Here is an 18,155-nt window from a genome sequence, read left to right on the forward strand (position 1 = left end):
CCCGACTCAACCCTACTCACGCCTACCGCGAACAGGGGCATGGGCGCCCCCTTCGCCTGGTTAGCCTTGTCAGCACGTGCCCGCGCCATCTCTCCAACGGCGCTGCGCCACTCCCACCGCCAACACCGGCCGGGCGGCGCGCTGTGCACGTGCCGAGGAGGAATCACGGATGTTTGAACGCTTTACTGATCGCGCCCGCCGCGTCGTCGTGCTCGCCCAGGACGAGGCCCGGGCGCTCAACCACAACTACATCGGCACCGAGCACCTCCTTCTCGGCCTCATCCACGAGGGCGAGGGGGTGGCGGCCAAGGCGCTGGAGTCCATGGACATCTCCCTGGACGCCGTGCGCGCCCAGGTCGTGGAGATCATCGGGGAGGGCCAGTCGGCCCCCACCGGCCACATCCCCTTCACCCCCCGGGGCAAGAAGGTCTTCGAGCTGTCCATGCGCGAGGCCCTCCAGCTCGGCCACAACTACATCGGCACCGAGCACCTGCTCCTGGGCCTGCTGCGCGAGGGCGAGGGCGTGGCCGCCCAGGTGCTGACCAACCTCGGCGGGGACCTGTCCAGCGTGCGCCAGACCGTCATGCAGATGCTCTCGGGCTACGAGGGCAAGGAGGCGGTGGCCGCAGGACCGGGCGGCTCGAAGGAGGGCACGCCCTCGGGCAGCGCCATCCTCGACCAGTTCGGCCGCAACCTGACCGCCGCCGCCCGCGAGGGCAAGCTCGACCCGGTCATCGGGCGCCACAAGGAGATGGAGCGGGTCATGCAGATCCTCTCGCGGCGCACCAAGAACAACCCCGTCCTCATCGGGGAGCCCGGCGTGGGCAAGACCGCCGTCGTGGAGGGCCTGAGCCAGGCCATCGTCCACGGCGACGTCCCCGAGACCCTGCGCGACAAGCAGCTCTACTCCCTGGACATGGGTTCCCTGGTGGCCGGCTCGCGCTACCGCGGCGACTTCGAGGAGCGCCTGAAGAAGGTCCTCAAGGAGGTGCGCACCCGCGGCGACATCGTCCTGTTCATCGACGAGATCCACACGCTCGTGGGCGCCGGCGCCGCCGAGGGTGCGGTGGACGCGGCCTCCATCCTCAAGCCCATGCTCGCCCGCGGCGAGCTCCAGACCATCGGGGCCACCACCCTGGACGAGTACCGCAAGATCGAGAAGGACGCCGCCCTGGAGCGCCGCTTCCAGCCGGTGACCGTCGAGCAGCCCAGCATCGAGGAGACCGTCGGCATCCTCACCGGCCTGCGCGACCGCTACGAGGCCTTCCACCGCGTGGTCATCACCGACGACGCCATCGAGGCGGCCGCCAAGCTCGCCGACCGCTACATCAACGACCGCTTCCTGCCCGACAAGGCCATCGACCTGGTCGACGAGGCCGGTGCCCGCCTGCGCATCCGCCGCATGACCGCCCCCCAGGAGCTGCGCGACATCGACGAGAGGATCGCCGAGGTCAAGCGGGAGAAGGAGTCGGCCATCGACGACCAGGACTTCGAGCGCGCCGCCTCCCTGCGCGACGACGAGCGCCGCCTGGGCGAGGAGAGGGCCGCCAAGGAGAAGGCCTGGAAGTCCGGCGACCTGGACCAGGTGGCCGAGGTCGATGAGAACCTCATCGCCGAGGTCCTGGCCATGTCCACCGGCATCCCGGTGGTCAAGCTCACCGAAGCCGAATCCGCCAAGCTGCTCAACATGGAGAGCGAGCTCCACAAGCGCATCATCGGCCAGAACAAGGCCATCGAGGCGCTGTCGAAGTCCATCCGCCGCACCCGCGCGGGCCTGAAGGACCCCAAGCGCCCCGGAGGCTCCTTCATCTTCGCCGGGCCCACCGGTGTGGGCAAGACCGAGCTGGCCAAGGCCCTGGCGGAGTTCCTCTTCGATGACGAGGACGCCCTCATCCAGCTCGACATGTCCGAGTTCGCCGAGAAGCACACGGTCTCGCGCCTGTTCGGGGCGCCCCCCGGCTACGTCGGCTACGACGAGGGCGGGCAGCTGACCGAGAAGGTGCGGCGCCGTCCCTTCTCCGTGGTGCTCTTCGACGAGGTGGAGAAGGCCCACCCCGACATCTTCAACTCCCTGCTGCAGATCCTGGAGGACGGGCACCTGTCCGACGCCCAGGGCCGCGTGGTGGACTTCAAGAACACCGTCATCATCATGACCACCAACCTGGGCTCCAAGGACATCGGCAAGTCGGTGGCCACCGGCTTCCAGTCCACCGACTCCGGGGCCATGGACTACGAGGAGATGAAGGCCCACGTCAACCGCGAGCTCAAGCAGCAGTTCCGGCCCGAGTTCCTCAACCGCGTCGACGACCTCATCGTCTTCCCACAGCTGACCAAGGCCGAGGTGCGCCAGATCGTGGACCTCATGATCGCCCGCCTGGCCGTGCGCCTGGCCGAGCAGGAGATGGCCATCGAGCTGACCGACGCCGCCAAGGAGCTGCTGGCCGAGCGCGGCTTCGACCCGGTCCTGGGCGCCCGCCCGCTGCGCCGCGCCATCCAGCGCGACATCGAGGACGCCCTGAGCGAGAAGATCCTCTTCGGTGAGATCGAGCGCGGCCAGAAGGTGATCGTCGACGCCGAGGGCGACTCGATCCTGGGCGAGTTCATCTTCCGCGGTGAGCCCTGGACGCCGGGCGAGGCCGAGGAGGCCGCGGTGCGCGAGGCCGAGAAGATCGTCTCGGGCTCCTCGGTGAGCAGCGCCCCGATGGCCGCCCCGCGGACCTCTCCGGGCAGCGAGGGCGCCGCACCCGCACCCGGCGCCTGAGCGGGCGCCGTCGGCTCCAGCCTCGGTTTCCGCCCGTCGTCGGCACTGCTCGACGACGGGCGGGAGCGCTTGACGGCGTCGCACGGGCCCGTGGGGGCAGGCGGGGTTGAACCGCCTGGCTCCCACGGGCTCGTGTGTTCATCGCGGCCAGTTCCCACTGTCCGCAGCGGCTACCGGGAGGCCTCGGAGATGGGGCGAAACCCACAGAAGCCCCTATATGTGATTTGCTACATATAGTGAAAGAATGCTTAAAAAAGAGGGGGAACACTCTGATGAGATACCCCTTCTCGGCCGAGAGCGCGGCGCTGACCGTTACAGTGTTGTGACACCCGTGGTCGTCAGTGACAGCCGCCTGTGACAACCGACCCGGTCCCCCCAGGGCGCCTCTGTGCGCCAGGATCCGCGCCTTGTTACTGAGAAAGCCGCTATGAGTCAGGCCAGATACGAACCCCGCCACCTCTCACGGTTGCGGCGCCCCACCCTGCGCACCGCCAACGGGTCCGTGGCCCTGGGAGGCAGTTGCCTCATGGTCGGGGGGCTGGCCTGGGCCCAGTGGCCGCCGCCGGCGACCGTGGCGGTGCTGACCGTCATCATCGTCATCAGCCTCGGCCTGGTCACCGCGCCCCCCTCCAGCGCCCTGCGGCGAGGAGTGATGCCGCGCGGCTCCCGCCGGGCCTGGGCCGGCACCATGATCCTGGCCATGTCCCCGGCGATCCTGCTGGGCATCGTCTTCCCCATCGTCGCCCCTCGGATCGCCGGCAACTCCATCGGGGGTGTGGGACTGCAGTCCATCATCCTGAGCGTGTCCGTGGTGGTGCCCTGGATCAGCCAGGTGGTGGGCAACCCCGTCTACCGCCTGCTCGGCGACGCCATCGGGCGCGGCCCGGCCGTGGTGCTGAGCCGTTACTGCTCCGCCTGGCCCGCCCTCTTCCTGTGGGCGCTCATCCCCTCCCTGCTCGTGGCACTGACGGTGGCCGCTGTTACCGGCTGGAGCGCCCGGGCCATGGCAGCCCACCTGGCCCTGCTGATCGCCCACGTCGTCTTCGTCCAGTCCCTCATCATCTCCGACATCTCCGGACGTCGGCGCCTGTGGGCCGTGGGATGGCTCGTCTACGCCCTGGCGCTCCTGGCCGTGCCCGCCTGGTGGTTCCTGCCCCCGCTGCTGGGCACGGTCAGCCAGCTGCTGGCCATGGGCAGGACCCTCGGCGGCCTGCTGCGCCCCATCACGATCCCCGCCGGGCCCCTGGTCCAGGACATGGCCCGCGGCTTCATCCTGGGCGGGGTGCTGTGGTCGGACAAGTTCCTCCTCTTCCTGTCCGCCGGAACCGACTTCCATGTCGCCCTGGTCTACCTCAGCCTGCAGCCCGCGGTCGTCGCCTACTGCTACTACTTCTCGGTGACCTCCCCGCGGGTCAACACCGAGGTGGCCCTCTTCCAGGCGCTCCTGAAGGAGCGGCACATGGAGGAGCTGCGCTCCCGGGGCCAGCAGCTGCGCCACCTGCTCAACGCGAGCCTGGTGCGGGCCTGCGCCGTGGGCATCGGGGGGGTGCTCATCACCGTCGTCGTCATCGCGCTGGCCTCTCCCGGGGATCTGCACGAGGTGCTCATCGTGGGGATCTCCTCCCTGCTCTTCACCATCCTGACCCTCCTGGCCTACGAGATCGACCATATCGGCGACCACGTGTCCTCCCTGCTGCTGTCGGCCGTCCACCTGGCCGCGGCCGCCTTCCTGCTGCTGGGCCAGGGCAGCACCCGGGCCTACCTGCCGCTGGCCTGTGTCGATCTCGTCCTGTGCCTGGCGGCCCTGGTGCTCTACCGCAGGCGCTGGGCCGCACCTGAGTACTCCTTCTTCTGGGGAAAGGCGATGTCCTGGTGAGCTCATCCATTCGCAAGCGGCTGGAGTCGCTGCCCTCCTACTACTCGGCGCCCGCCGGGGGATATGCGCCCATGCCTCCCTCGATGAGCAACCGGGGCTCGGCGGCCTCACCGCAGGCGGCCCGACGCCGCTCGGCCTCCAGTGCCGAGCCGGCTCAGGCCGAGCAGGCCGCGGAGCGCCGTCCTTCCGTGCCGCCCCCCGCGCCGGCACGGCCCGGGCAGGAGGGCGCCGGGCCCACGCGCCCCGCGCCGGGGCAGTCAGCGCCGGATCAGCCCGGAGCGGGCCGGCCGGCGAGCGCGGGGGAGTCGCCAGTGCCACCGGGCCTCCAGCCCACCCCGCAGGGCTACGGCTTCGTGGCCACCGGGCCCAGCCCGGCCTCTCCTCCCGCCGCCGACCCGGTCACCCGCCAGGCCTCCGCGCCGCCGGTGCCGTCGATGCCGGTGGTGCCCACCCCGGTGGCGCCCACCCCGATGGTCCCGCCCGCCGGCGCTGGCCCTCAGGAGACCGGGCCGGCGCCCCAGCCGTCGGTGCCGTACCCGCCCGCGCCCCACCCGTATGAGGCCGACGCACCCGAGCCCGCAGGGCCCCTGCTCGACGACGTCGTTGAGCCCGAGGGGGTCCTGCTGACCGAGGACCTCCCCGCCGTCTCGCCCAGCGAGGAGCTCCCCCTACCCGTCCAGGAGGCGGCCACAGGCCCCGGCTCACCCTCCTGGCCCGACGGCGTGCCCGCCGACGGCGTCTACCAGGACGTGGACGTGGCCATCGTCATGGAGTCCACCTACCCCTACCTCAAGGGCGGGGTCTCGGCGGTCGTCCACGACATCATCACCGGCAACCCGGAGCTGACCTTCGGCATCATCCACCTGACCTGGGACTCCCAGGCGCCCAACAAGGACCTGTACGGCATGCCCGACAACGTCGCCTGGGTGCGGGTGCTCTACCTGGCCATGGAGGAGCATGAGGAGGCCTTCCTGCGGGCCCGCCCCCGCGACCTGCGCATGGGTCGGCGCAAGCGCCGCGAGCTGTCCCGCCGGCTCGTCGGCTCGCTGCTGGCCCTGGCCCAGGAGGGCCGCACCGAGCCCCTGTGGGACCTCATCACCGAGGGCCTGGCCGGGGGCACGCGCCGCTACCCGGTGTGGGCGATCCTGGGAACCCAGGAGTTCATGGAGGCCTACCGGGAGATGATGCCGGACCTGGGCATGTCCATGTCCGACATCTTCTGGTGCCTGCGCGACTTCTTCTCCCTGGCCTACGCCGTGCTCTCCGAGCCCATGCCCCGCGCCGCGGTCTACCACGCGCACACCACCGGCTACGCCGCCCTGCTGTCGGTGGCCGCCTCCCGCCTGCACGGCACCGGCTTCCTGCTCACCGAGCACAACCTCTACGTGCGCGATACCGTCAACACCCTGCTGGACCGGCGCCTGGACCGCAACATCACCCTCAACGACTACCGCACCTTCGACGTCACCGGCCGCCAGCGCATGTGGATGGCCTGGTGGCTGGAGATGGGGCGGCTGTGCTACCCCTACGCCTACGCCAGCACCTACCTCTACCCCCGGGCCATCACCGAGGCCACCGAGCTGGGCGGGGACGCGAGCAAGGCGATCATCATCCCCAACGGCATCGTCACCACCGAGTTCGATGCCTCCTACGCGGCCCGCATGAGGGCGCTGGAGGCGATCAGGAGGGAGGGCGCGGGCAGGCATCTGTGGAAACTGGTCTACATCGCCCGCGTCGTGCCCATAAAGGGTCTCATGGACATGATCGACTCCATGAAGCTCATGGTGGACCGCGGCCTGAACGTGCACCTGGATGTGTGCGGCCCCACCGAGCACCGCCCCGACTACTTCGAGAAGTGCCTCAACCACATCATCGAGCAGGGCCTGGAGTCGGTCATCACCATCCGCGGCACCGTCAAGATCCGGGCCCTGCTGCCCGAGTTCGACCTGTTCGTCCTGCCCAGCTACAACGAGGGGCTGCCCGTGGTCTCCCTGGAGACGATGGGGGCGGGCATCCCCACGGTGAGCACCGACGTCGGCGCCGTGCGCTCGGTGGTGGAGGACGAGATCGTCGCCGAGGACGGCACCGTGTGGGGGCCCTGCGGCACCATCATCGAGCCGGGCGACCCCGTGGTCATGGCCGATGGGGTCCAGCGCATCATCGAGGACCTCGACCTCTACGAGCAGCTGTGCCGGGCGGCACGCGGGCGTGTGGAGGCCGCCTACAACCTGGAGAAGGTCAACGCCGCCTACAACAAGGTCTACCGGCAGGGCGGTGCCGGGAAGGGAGCGTGAGCGTGAGCGGAGTCGGAGCCTGGATCCGGTACGGCAACCCCCTGGAGCCCCAGGAGGTCGACTTCGCGATACGCCACTACCGCGCGGCCATCCTCCAGCCCTGGGAGACTGAGGCGGCGGCGCGCCTGAAGGACCAGCGCCCCGATATGACGGTCCTGGCCTACCGCTGCCTGTCCTCCGCCCGCGACTTCGAGCCCCCCGAGCGCTGCGCCTCGGGCCTGACCTTCCAGGAGGTCTCCCAGCGCGGCTGGCTGGCCCGGCGCGCCGATGGCAGCGCCGTGGAGTGGTCCACCTACCCCGGCCACTTCCAGGCCCGGGTCTGGGACGAGCGCTACCGGGCCCGCTGGGTGGAGCAGGTCTGCGAGGACACCGCGGAGACGGCCTTCGACGGCATCATGTCCGACAACGACGTCTTCGATGACTACTACGGCCTGAGCCTGCCCCTGGAGGAGGTGGAGGACACCGCCTCCCTGCGCCGGGTCCTGGACGGCTTCGTGGAGCAGGTGGGCTGGGGCCTGGCCGGGGTGGGCAAGATCCTGGTGCCCAACATCGCCGAGGCCCGCCGGGAGCCGGGCCGCTGGGAGCGCCACGCCGCCTGGGGCGGCGGCCTCGATGAGTGCTGGCTGGGGTGGGGCGGCAGCCGGCTCTTCGATGAGCCCACCGCCCTGGCGCAGATCCACGAGCTGCGCGGGCCGGGCATCTCCATGGTGCGCACCCCCGACGGCGGTGGCGGCCGGGCCCCGCACGCCCTCTACGGCCTGGCCGCGTTCTGGGTCTTCGGTGGCGGCCGGGGCGCCTACGCCTCCACGGGCCACGACGACTACTCCCGCACCCCCTGGTTCCCGGCGCTGGACGCCGACCTGGGCCGGCCCGTGGGCGAGCCGCGGCGCGCGGGCGGGGCCTGGGTGCGCGACTTCGAGGGCGGCCTGGCCGCGGTCGTCCTGGATCCCCACCATCGGGCCCAGCTCGAACTGCCCCGGGGGCTGGTCCTGCCCGGGCGCAGGGGACTGGCCGATGGGAGGCCCCTGCCCCGCAGCGTCGTGCTGCCCGGGCAGCACGGGCTCCTGGCCCTGCGCCCCTGAGCCGTGGCACATTTTCGGCGCCCCTCGCGCCGCCCGGGGCCGGTTCTTCCGCAGAATCCCGTCGGCCCGCGGGCTGAAGATGTGCAGCTCCGGGGCAGGGGCGGCTCGCAGGGCGCCGCGTTTTTGATCTAGGACTGAGGTCACACTAGAGTGGGGCCGTTGACGCGCGCAGGCGCGCAGTCCACTGACACCAGTCCCATCAGGACCACATACCGAAAGAGGCGATGATGCCCACCACGTACGTGTACCGCTTCAGCGAGGGCGACAAGGACCAGAAGGACCTTCTGGGCGGCAAGGGGGCGAACCTCGCCGAGATGACCCGTCTCGGCCTGCCCGTCCCCCCAGGCTTCACCATCACCACCGACGCCTGCCGCGCCTACCTGGCCACCGGTGAGGTCCCTGAGGAGCTCGCCGTCCAGGTCACCACCGCCCTGCGCGAGGTCGAGGCGGAGCTGGGCCGCCATCTCGGCGCCGCCGAGGACCCCCTCCTGGTCTCGGTGCGCTCGGGCGCCAAGTTCTCCATGCCGGGCATGATGGAGACGGTGCTCAACATCGGCCTCAACGACGAGTCCGTCAAGGGACTGGCCGCCGCCAGCCAGGACGAGCGCTTCGCCTGGGACTCCTACCGCCGCCTCATCCAGATGTTCGGCAAGACCGTCCTGGACATCGACGGCGAGCATTTCGCCTCCGCCCTGGAGGCCAAGAAGGCCGACCGGGGCGTGAGCCTGGACTACGAGCTGGATGTCGCGGCCCTCACCGAGCTGGTCGAGGAGTACAAGGCGATCGTGCGCGAGTACGCGGGCATCGACTTCCCCCAGGACCCGCGCGCCCAGCTCGACATGGCCACCGAGGCGGTCTTCCGCTCCTGGAACACCGAGCGCGCCCACATCTACCGCCGCCGTGAGAAGATCCCCCACGACCTGGGCACCGCCGTCAACGTGTGCACCATGGTCTTCGGCAACATGGGGCAGACCTCCGGCACGGGCGTGTGCTTCACCCGCGACCCCTCCACCGGCCGCTCCGGCGTCTACGGCGACTACCTGGTCAACGCCCAGGGCGAGGACGTGGTGGCGGGCATCCGCAACACCCTGTCCCTGTCCGACCTCAAGACCATCGACCCGGAGTCCTACAAGGAGCTGCGCGCCGCGATGCGCCGCCTGGAGACCCACTACCGGGACCTGTGCGACATCGAGTTCACCATCGAACGCGGCAAGCTCTGGCTGCTCCAGACCCGCGTGGGCAAGCGCACCGCCGCCGCGGCCTTCCGCGTGGCCACCCAGCTGGTGGACGAGAAGCTCATCACCAAGGACGAGGCCCTCACCCGCGTCACCGGCGACCAGCTCACCCAGCTGATGTTCCCCCAGTTCGAGCACACCGGGGACAACGACCTCATCACCAAGGCCATGCCGGCCTCCCCGGGCGCGGCCGTGGGCCGCATCGTCTTCGACAACGCCGAGGCCGTGGCCCGCGCCGAGGCCGGCGAGTCGGTCATCCTCGTGCGCCGCGAGACCAACCCCGACGACCTGCCCGGCATGGTGGCGGCGGTCGGCGTGCTCACCGCGCGCGGCGGCAAGACCTCCCACGCCGCCGTCGTGGCCCGCGGCATGGGCAAGACCTGCGTGTGCGGCGCCGACCAGCTCGAGGTCGACGCGGCCGCCAAGACCATCCGGGTACGGGGCCGGGAGGACCTGGTCCTCACCAGTGAGGACACCATCGCCATCGACGGGCAGACCGGCGAGGTCTTCCTCGGCGAGGTCCCCGTGGCCGACTCCCCGGTGATGACCTACCTGCGCCGCGGCCTGGAGGTGGCCCTCGACGCCGCCGGCGACGTCGACTCCCGCGAGCTCATCACCAGCGTGGACCGCCTCATGCGCCATGCCGACGAGGTCCGCCGCCTGGAGGTGCGGGCCAACGCGGACAACCCCGACGACGCCCGCCACGCCATCCACCGCGGCGCCCAGGGCGTGGGCCTGTGCCGCACCGAGCACATGTTCCTGGGCGAGCGCAAGCAGTTCGTCCAGAACCTCATCCTGGCCCAGACCCCCCAGGAGCGCGAGAGCGCCCTGGCGGCCCTGCTGCCCCTGCAGAAGGGCGACTTCGTCCAGATGTTCGAGACGATGAACGGCAAGCCCATGACGGTGCGCCTCATCGACCCGCCGCTGCACGAGTTCCTGCCGGACTTCACCGAGCTGAGCGTCAAGGTGGCCCTGGACCGCGAGCGCGGCACCCTGGACCCGGCCGATGAGGAGCTGCTGGCGGTCGTGCGCCGCAACCACGAGGCCAACCCCATGCTGGGCCTGCGCGGGGTGCGCCTGCTGCTGACCATGCCCGGGCTCATCGAGCTCCAGGTGCGTGCCATCGCCGAGGCCGCCGTGGAGCGCCTCAAGGCCGGCGGCGACCCGCGCCCCGAGATCATGATCCCGCTCATCGGCTCGGTGCGCGAGCTCCAGATCGCCCGCGAGCGGGTCGAGGCCGTACTGACCGAGGTCTCCCAGGCCTCGGGCTACGAGCTGGACTTTCCGGTGGGCTGCATGATCGAGCTGCCCCGCGCGGCCGTGGGCGCGGACACCATCGCCGAGGAGGCCGACTTCTTCTCCTTCGGCACCAACGACCTGACCCAGACCACCTGGGGCTTCTCGCGCGACGACGTCGAGGGCACCTTCTTCAAGGAGTACCTGGAGGAGGGCGTCTTCGGGGTCTCGCCCTTCGAGACCATCGACGAGCGCGGCGTGGGGCGCATGGTCGAGCTCGGCGCCGAGCGCGGGCGCCAGACCAAGCCCGACCTCAAGCTGGGGGTCTGCGGCGAGCACGGGGGCGACCCCGAGTCCATCGAGTTCTTCCACCGCGCGGGCCTGAACTACGTGTCCTGCTCGCCCTTCCGGGTGCCGGTGGCGCGCCTGGAGGCCGGGCGCGCGGCCGTGTTCACCTCCACCCAGGAGTAGCGCTCCCGGGGGCAGCGCACCAGCGCTCCCGCGGCGGCCCGCGGCCGAGGCCCTTGGTGGCACCGGCCGCGGGCCGCCGCGCATGCCCGGCCGCACTCATCGGGCGAGCCCCCAGGAGGAGCCCACTGGGGGCCGGGGAGGGGTCCAGTGGCGGCCTTGTGGCGGGCCAGTGGACCACAGGGCCGGGGAGCCTCGCACTCTGCGCGGACTAGCCGTTTTGCTGAGGGTGAGGCAGCGCGAGTCCCGATCGGCGGGCGTGCCATGATCGCATCATGACCAGTGCAGCGCCCTCGGCACCGCCCGGCAGCGCCGGCCCCCGGCCCTCATCGCCGACACCCCACGAGTGGACCGGGTCCCTCCAGGCCCTCACCAGTGCCCTGCGGGAGCGGATCGAATCGGTCGTGGTGGGCAAGAGGCGCGCCGTGGACACCTCCATCGCCACCCTCCTGGCCGGGGGCCACCTGCTCATCGAGGACGTGCCCGGGGTCGGCAAGACCACCCTGGCCACCGCCCTGGCCCGCTGCCTGGACCTGAGCGCGGCCCGCATCCAGTTCACCTCCGACCTCCTGCCCGCCGACGTCACCGGCGTGAGCGTCTACGACCAGTCCACCCGGGCCTTCCGCTTCCACCCCGGCCCCGTCTTCGCCTCGGTGGTCATCGCCGACGAGATCAACCGGGCCACCCCGCGCACCCAGTCCGCCCTCCTGGAGGCCATGGGGGAGGGGCATGTCAGCGTCGAGGGGCGCACCCTCGACCTGCCCGAGCCCTTCATGGTGGTGGCCACCCAGAACCCCCTGGACATGGAGGGCACCTACCTGCTGCCCGAGGCCCAGCGCGACCGCTTCATGGCCCGCATCTCCATGGGCTACCCCGAGCCGGGTGCCGAGACCGCCATGCACACCGCCCGCCGTGGCACCGACCCGCTCAGTGCGCTGAGGCCCCTGGCCGGCATTGAGGACGTGCGCCGCGCCCGCGCCGCCGTGGCCGGCCTGCACCTGGCCGAGCCGGTCGCCGCCTACATCGTGGCCCTCGTGGGGGCCACCCGCACCGACCCGGCCCTGTCCCTGGGGGCCAGCCCGCGCGCCGGGCTGCAGCTGGCCGCCCTGGCCCGCGCCCGCGCCGCCATGAGGGGCCGGGACTTCGTGACGCCCGACGACGTCGCCCGCTCCGCGCACGGGGCCCTGACCCACCGCCTCATCCCGGCCGGGCGCTTCGCCTCGGCCGCCCAGGCCCATGCCGCCGCGGGGGAGGTCCTGGCGCGCATCGTGGCGCGCACGAAGGTGCCGGGCCGGTGAGCCGGGTCCTCTCCCCGCCCGCCCCGGCCCCCGGCGTCCAGCGGCCCGGACCGGTCGGCCCGCCCCGCCCGGTCCGCCTGCCCCGGGTGGGGCTGACCGCACGGGGGTGGGGGCTGGTGGCCCTGGCCGCCCTCATGGCCCTGGCCTGGTACCTGCTGCGACTGCACCTGCTCACCCACGCCGCCCTCCTCCTGCTGGCCCCCGTGGCCACCGCCCTGCTCGCCGTCGTGGTCATCGTGGTGGCCAACCTGCTGCGCCGCCCCCGCGCGGAGCTGAGCCTCCTGGGCCTGCCGCAGGTGGGCCAGCGGGTGCGGGTGGAGATCCGCACCGGCTGCCTCCTGCCCCGATTCCTGCCTGCCTGGGTCGCCTGGCGGGTGGGCCAGGCCCCCAGCGCCCCGGCCCTGACCCCCCTGGAGCGGGGCACCAGCCTCCTGATGGTCGGCGCCGCCCGGCGGGGCCCCGCCCCATTGGAGGCCCTGGGCATCGAGGTCATCGAGCCCCTGGGCCTGGCCCGCGCCCGCCTGCCCCTGGGGGCGGGCCTGACCGTGCTGGTCCTGCCCCAGCCCCTGCCATTGCCCGAGACGCTGGCCGCGCCGCAGGCCAGCCTGCGGCCGGGCGGGCGCGCCGGGGAGCAGGGCGAGGAGCGCGTGGGCAGCCTGCGGGACTACCGGCCCGGGGACGCCCTGGCCTCCATCCACTGGAAGCAGTCGGCCCGCCTGGACCGGCTCGTGGTCACCGAGCCGGAGCACGAGGCCCGGCCCCGGCCGCGCCTGGCCCTGGTCGTCGACCTCGGGGCCTACCAGGGCCCCGAGCAGGCCGAGACGGCCGTGGCCCTGGCCGCCGGCGTCATCGAGACCTGGGAGCAGGAGCGTCGCAGCGTCGACCTGCTGCTGCTGTCGCGGTGCGGTGCGCCGCAGGCCGGGCGGGCGGGGGAGGCGTCCTGGCTGCGCCTGCGCTACCGCTGCGAGGAGGAGCGCGTGCCCGCCCTGGCCCGGGTCCTGGCGCTGCTGGAGCACGGCGCCCCCGACCCCCTCGACGCCCTGCGCCGGGCCGTGGCCCACCACGAGCCGGCCCTGAGCGCACTGGGCGGCCCACTGCCGGCCGCTCTGCGCGCCGATGTGCTGCTCACCGGGGCCCCGGGCCCGGCCTCGCCCGGGCCGGGCGACCACCCGGCGCTGGATCCCCGGGCCCGCGGCACCCTCGTCCTGGTCGGCCATGGGAGGGCCGCCTCCTCGCCTGAGCCTGAGGTCACCACGCCCGAGCCCGCCGACGCCCCCACCACCCCGACGGCGCGGGTCCCGGCCACCTGGCGGACGGTGGAGGCCCGTGGGCACTCCTGGGGGAGGCACCGATGAGCCGCCGCGCCACCAGCAACTCCCGCCGCGGCCAGCGCCCCGCTGCCCCCGCCGCGCTCCGTACGCCCCACCGCCCCGCGGGCGGCCCGGCCCCCGCCCGGCTCCAGGCCCAGGAGGCGGGCGCCCGGGTGATGAGCGCCCCCGGGCGCCTGGAGCCCCTCCTGGCCGCGCTGCTGCTGACGGCCCTGTGGTGGCTGGGCCTTGACTCGCTCACCGGCCTGCTCGCCACGGGGCCCTGGCTGTACCAGGCGCTCGCGGTCTGCGCCGCCACCGTGCTGGTCACGGGAGTGGGGCGCTGCCTGTGGCCCCAGCGGGCCCTCATGATGATCCTGGCCGGGCTGGCCGCCGGTGCGGGCGCGGTGGCCTGGGCGGGGCGCGCCGGCCCCTTCCCCGAGATGTGGTGGCATGAGCCCTCCGGGGCGATGGCGGCGGTCCGGGCGCAGATCTCCCAGGGCGTGCCCCCGGTGGCACCCGCACCGGCGATGGCCTCACTGCTCCTCCTGTCCTGCCTGCTGCTGTCCTGGACCAGCGCCGTGCTCTCGGCCGGGGGCGGGGACGCCATCGCCGTCAGCGGCCTGCTGCCCGCCGGGCTCCTGCTGCTGCCCGCCCTGTTCCTCAGCACGACGCCGCCCACCGCCACCCTCGTCTCCGTCAGTGCCTGCCTGCTGGGCCTCATCAGCATCGCCGCCCCCGCCCGCTACTGGCCCGCGCGCAGCCACGGCCCCGGCAACGCCCACGGCCCCAGGCCCCTGCGGCGCCTGAGCGCCCTGGCCATGGGGCTGGCGGCCCTGGCCCTGGGCGGGGGCCTCATCAGCAGCGCCCCCACGACCCCGGACCACGTGTGGAACCCCGAGGGCGCCTCCTCCACCGTCCCCGACCTGAGTGTGGGGCTGTCCCGCGACCTGGTGCGCGGCTCCAACGCCACGGCCTTCTCCTACACCGGCCAGGCCGCCGAGGGCGAGAGCCTGCGCTTCACCCTGGGGGTCATCACCACCCTGGAGGAGGAGGTCTGGCAGCCGGACGCCACCGCCGAGGACCTGGCCGTCGACCAGCTCCGGGCGGGCGATCCCCCCAGCACCCTGACCGCCGGGGGCGCCGTCACCGCCGCGGGCCTGGATGCCCAGCAGGCGCGCGAGACCCTGGGCGCCCTGACCCTGACCACCCAGGGGCTGCGCACCGACCGCCTCCCCACCCTCCAGTCCACCGCCCTGGTCACCGAGCCGGTGGCCACACCCGACTCCCTGCCCCCGGGGGCGCAGGCCGAGGTCCCCGAGCTGGGGCAGTGGCGCTGGGTGCAGGCGAGCTCCACGGCACTTGCGGGCGCCACCCCCCTCAACCCGGGCAGCACCTACAGCCTCCTGGGGTGGAGCGCGGTGGCCGATGCCCAGGGGCGCCCCCGCACGCCGGTGCCCCTGCCCCCGGCCCCGCCCGACGCCGAGGCCCTGAGCGCCTACACGGCCCTGCCCGAGCAGACCCCGCCGGCCATCGCCGCCTTCGCCCAGGAGGCGGTCTCCCCGGCCGGGGCGGACCGGGCCTCCCAGGCGGCGGCCCTGGTGGCCCGGCTGCGCGGGCCGGACTTCACCTACGACGAGTCCGCCCCCTACGCCCAGGACACCTCTGCCATGGCCTCCATCGAGGCCTTCCTGGGCACCCGCAGCGGCTACTGCGTCCACTACGCCTCCGCCTTCACCGTCATGGCCCGCTCCCAGGGCATCCCCACCCGCATCGCCGTGGGCTACGCCTCGCGCAGCACCGGGCCCGAGCAGTGGACCGCCGTCACCGGCCACCAGCTCCACGCCTGGCCCGAGGTCTGGCTTGACGACGCCGGATGGGTGGCCTTCGAGCCCACGCCCGGCGGCGCCGGCCTGGCCGCCGATGAGGGGACGACGACGGGCAGTGCCAGTCCCGCACCGGCCACCAGCCCCGCGGGCGCGGCCACCCCCAGCGCGCCGCCCGAGTCGAGCACGCCGGCGGCGGGTGTGCCGGGGGCGGAGCCCACCGCGCCGTCGACGTCGCAGGGCTCCCAGCCCGGCGCCGAGAGCGGGATCGCGGCCCGCCTGGCCGGGGCGGCCATGGCGGTGGCCGCGGGCCTGGCCGCCCTGGCGGTGCTCGGCGCGCCGGCCCTGGCGCGCCAGGCCCTGCGGCGCCGCCGCCTGGCCCGGGTGCGCTGCGGGGATCAGCCCGCCCAGGCCGCCTGGGATGAGCTGCTGGCCACCGCCCAGGATCTGGGACTGCCCACCGCCGGTGGTGGGCGCGCCGCCACCGAGGGGGCGGTGGAGGAGGCCCTGGCCCGGGTGCTCCAGGCGGCCGAGACGGCCCGGAGGCCCCAGGCGGCGCCCGGCGAGGCGGGCCGGGAGGCCAGGAGGGCGCTGCGCACCCTGCGGCGGGCCGTCGTCGCCGAGCGCTACGGCCCCGCGGGCCGGGCCGGGGGACCGGCTGAGGATCTTCTCACTGCCCTGGAGGCCAGTGCGCGGGCGCTGGGGGCCGCCGCGGGGCGGGCCCGGCGCCTGGTGGCCGTCCTGGCGCCGGTCAGCCTGCTCCCTGCGGGCCTGCGCCCGGGTGGCCGGGCGCCCCGCAGGCCCGGGTGAGGCCGCCCGGGCGGGGTGCGGATGAGGCCAGCAGGACACGAGACGGTATCGCTGCCGAACTGTGATCATGAGAGGATGAGCGGGGCGCCGCAGACGTGCGCCCCGCACTGGCGGCGGTTGATGCACGACGAGGAAGGGCTTCTTCTCCATGGCCATGTACGAGCTCGACGGCAATCACCTCCTCCCGGTGCGACTGGGGCGCTCGGCGGATGCTGATACTCGGGCCCGTAGCCTGGCCGCCCTCCAGCGCCAGATCGTCGAGGTCCTGCGCCGGCCCCTGTTCCCCCTGGAGTGGGGCCGGGTCACGGGCGGGGAGAGCCTGACCGCCCTGGACGCCACCGGGCAGGTGGTGCTCGTCGAGGTCCTGCAGTCCCTCAGTGCCGCCGAGGTCATGGCGGCCATGGCCCGGCTGACCGCCACCGCCGCCCTGGGCAGGCGCGAGCTGGCCGGGCGCTACGCCGGGGGGCTGGTGTCCTTCCGCGAGGACTGGAACGAGTTCCGCGAGGCCATGCCCGCCCAGGTCGAGGCCGGTCCCCGGCTGACCCTGGTGACGGCCGCGCTGGCACCCGAGGTGCGCTCCAGCCTGTCGGTGCTCGTCGGCTCGGGGGTCGAGCTCTACGAGGTCGATGTGCGCGTGGTCGATGAGGCCCGCGTGGTGGTGGTCGTCGAGCAGATCGTGGACGGCTCCCTGGACGCCGAGGGTCCCCTGCTCGTGGCCCGCGCCCCCCGTCCCTCGCTGACCGGGCCGGAGCAGCGCACCGGCCAGGAGGCCGCCCCGGGCGCCTCGGCGCCCCGAGCGGCCCGGCCCAAGGCCGATCCGGTCACCGGCCCCATTGAGATCGTCATGCCCCGGGGCTCGGACGGCGCCCCGCACCGGCGCCGGGATGCCGCCTCCGGTGCCGGCCGCCGCTCTGGAGCCCGTGGCGCCGCGGGCATGCGCCGCACTCCCCAGTCGAGCGGCACCGAGGAGGGCGCCGCCCCTGAGGGCGCCCCGCAGCCGCCCAGTCAGGCCGCACGCTCAGAGGCGGCGGAGCGGGACTCCTCCTCCCCGGGGGCGCCCGGGCGGGCCTCCCGGGCCGGCGGTCGGTCGGATGAGGCCCCGGGCGGTACGAAGCGCGCAGCGCATGGTGCTGGACCGACCGGCGAGGAGAGCGCCGCCTCCAGGCAATCGCGACCGGTGGGATCCGGGGGAGCGGAGCCGGCCAGGCGGGGATCGTCGGGGCGCAGTGCCCACGCCGCCGTCTCGGCCCGCCGGGAGGCCGTGGTGCGGCGCGGCGTGCACGCCTCCGACGCCGTGGGCGGCCCTGAGACCGGCGGCAGCGGCAGCGAGCCGACGCAGGCGGGCGGTCCTCCAGACGCCCAGGCGCCCAGTGCGTCGTCGGGCACCACCCAGGAGATCCCCGCCGCCGGCGCAGGGCAGGCGGACGGGCCGGCCCACGGGGGCCCGGCCGCGGCCCAGGCCGATCCGTCCCCGGCGGTGCCCCAGGCACCGCCCCGCCTGACCCGCAGCTCCCTGCGCACGGGGGCGGGCGGTGCATCGACGCAGGAGACCGGCTCCTCCTGGGCGGCGGGCGGCGGGCCCGCTGCGGCCGCCATCCCCCCATCGCGGGGATCGGCCAAGGATGAGGACGACCTGGTGGCCATCGCCTCCAGCTTCGACCGCCCCCAGCGGATCATCTGGCAGGGGCTGCGCCGCGGCATCTACCACGAGGCGCAGCTGTCGGCCGCCGGCATCATCACCCTGGCCGACGGGCGCAAGTTCACCGACCCGACCTCAGCGGCCAACGCCGCCCAGAACGTCACCGACGCCGACGGGTGGCGCGTGTGGCGCCTGGGACTGCGCGGCCCCCACCTCAGCGAGCTGCGCGAGCGCCTGTCCCAGGACCGGTCGGGCTCCTGAGCGGGGTATCCCTCCCGTACGGCGTCCCTCCCCTACGGCCGACCACCGGGCCGGGCGCCTCA

General features: G+C 73.6%; 9 protein-coding genes. All 9 read left to right on the plus strand.

Annotated features, from left to right (window positions below; translation table 11 throughout):
* Positions 1-169: 169 nt before the first annotated feature.
* The 9 genes from MANAM107_RS07640 (at position 170) to MANAM107_RS07680 (ending at position 18,093) form a co-directional block, all read left to right on the plus strand.
* Positions 170-2,761 (plus strand): ATP-dependent Clp protease ATP-binding subunit, encoded by a 2,592-nt coding sequence (locus tag MANAM107_RS07640; protein ID WP_223906987.1) that lies wholly within the window; start codon positions 170-172, stop codon positions 2,759-2,761.
* Between the two features lie 427 nt (positions 2,762-3,188).
* The gene (locus tag MANAM107_RS07645) at positions 3,189-4,637 is read left to right on the plus strand and encodes a hypothetical protein (RefSeq protein WP_223906989.1); all 1,449 of its coding nucleotides are present in this window, start codon (positions 3,189-3,191) and stop codon (positions 4,635-4,637) included.
* Positions 4,634-6,931, plus strand: a complete 2,298-nt coding sequence (gene pelF / locus MANAM107_RS07650) for a GT4 family glycosyltransferase PelF (protein ID WP_223906992.1) — start codon at positions 4,634-4,636, stop codon at positions 6,929-6,931. The genes MANAM107_RS07645 and pelF overlap by 4 nt, the downstream gene beginning before the upstream one ends.
* A 2-nt stretch (positions 6,932-6,933) precedes the next feature.
* Positions 6,934-8,013, plus strand: a complete 1,080-nt coding sequence (locus MANAM107_RS07655) for a putative glycoside hydrolase (protein ID WP_223906995.1) — start codon at positions 6,934-6,936, stop codon at positions 8,011-8,013.
* 227 nt (positions 8,014-8,240) lie between these two features.
* Positions 8,241-10,955, plus strand: coding sequence for a pyruvate, phosphate dikinase (ppdK, locus tag MANAM107_RS07660; protein WP_223906998.1), 2,715 nt, complete (start codon positions 8,241-8,243; stop codon positions 10,953-10,955).
* A 272-nt stretch (positions 10,956-11,227) separates the two neighbouring features.
* Complete coding sequence (locus MANAM107_RS07665) at positions 11,228-12,250, plus strand: AAA family ATPase (RefSeq protein WP_223907001.1); 1,023 nt, start codon at positions 11,228-11,230, stop codon at positions 12,248-12,250.
* Positions 12,247-13,605: a DUF58 domain-containing protein gene (locus tag MANAM107_RS07670; RefSeq protein WP_223907004.1), complete on the plus strand. Its 1,359-nt coding sequence runs from the start codon at positions 12,247-12,249 to the stop codon at positions 13,603-13,605. The genes MANAM107_RS07665 and MANAM107_RS07670 overlap by 4 nt, the downstream gene beginning before the upstream one ends.
* Positions 13,602-16,193, plus strand: a complete 2,592-nt coding sequence (locus MANAM107_RS07675) for a transglutaminase-like domain-containing protein (RefSeq protein ID WP_263421886.1) — start codon at positions 13,602-13,604, stop codon at positions 16,191-16,193. The genes MANAM107_RS07670 and MANAM107_RS07675 overlap by 4 nt, the downstream gene beginning before the upstream one ends.
* 148 nt (positions 16,194-16,341) lie before the next feature.
* Complete coding sequence (locus tag MANAM107_RS07680; RefSeq protein WP_223907007.1) at positions 16,342-18,093, plus strand: restriction system modified-DNA reader domain-containing protein; 1,752 nt, start codon at positions 16,342-16,344, stop codon at positions 18,091-18,093.
* Positions 18,094-18,155 lie beyond the last annotated feature (62 nt).

This window comes from Actinomyces capricornis (assembly GCF_019974135.1).
In the GTDB taxonomy this organism is placed as follows: domain Bacteria; phylum Actinomycetota; class Actinomycetes; order Actinomycetales; family Actinomycetaceae; genus Actinomyces; species Actinomyces capricornis.

Excerpts from the sequence above, each read along its gene's own strand:
- MANAM107_RS07640 (WP_223906987.1), top strand. The coding sequence starts at position 170 with ATGTTTGAACGCTTTACTGATCGCGCCCGCCGCGTCGTCGTGCTCGCC.
- MANAM107_RS07645 (WP_223906989.1), top strand. The coding sequence starts at position 3,189 with ATGAGTCAGGCCAGATACGAACCCCGCCACCTCTCACGGTTGCGGCGC.
- ppdK (WP_223906998.1), top strand. The coding sequence starts at position 8,241 with ATGCCCACCACGTACGTGTACCGCTTCAGCGAGGGCGACAAGGACCAG.
- MANAM107_RS07665 (WP_223907001.1), top strand. The coding sequence starts at position 11,228 with ATGACCAGTGCAGCGCCCTCGGCACCGCCCGGCAGCGCCGGCCCCCGG.
- MANAM107_RS07675 (WP_263421886.1), top strand. The coding sequence starts at position 13,602 with ATGAGCCGCCGCGCCACCAGCAACTCCCGCCGCGGCCAGCGCCCCGCT.
- MANAM107_RS07680 (WP_223907007.1), top strand. The coding sequence starts at position 16,342 with ATGGCCATGTACGAGCTCGACGGCAATCACCTCCTCCCGGTGCGACTG.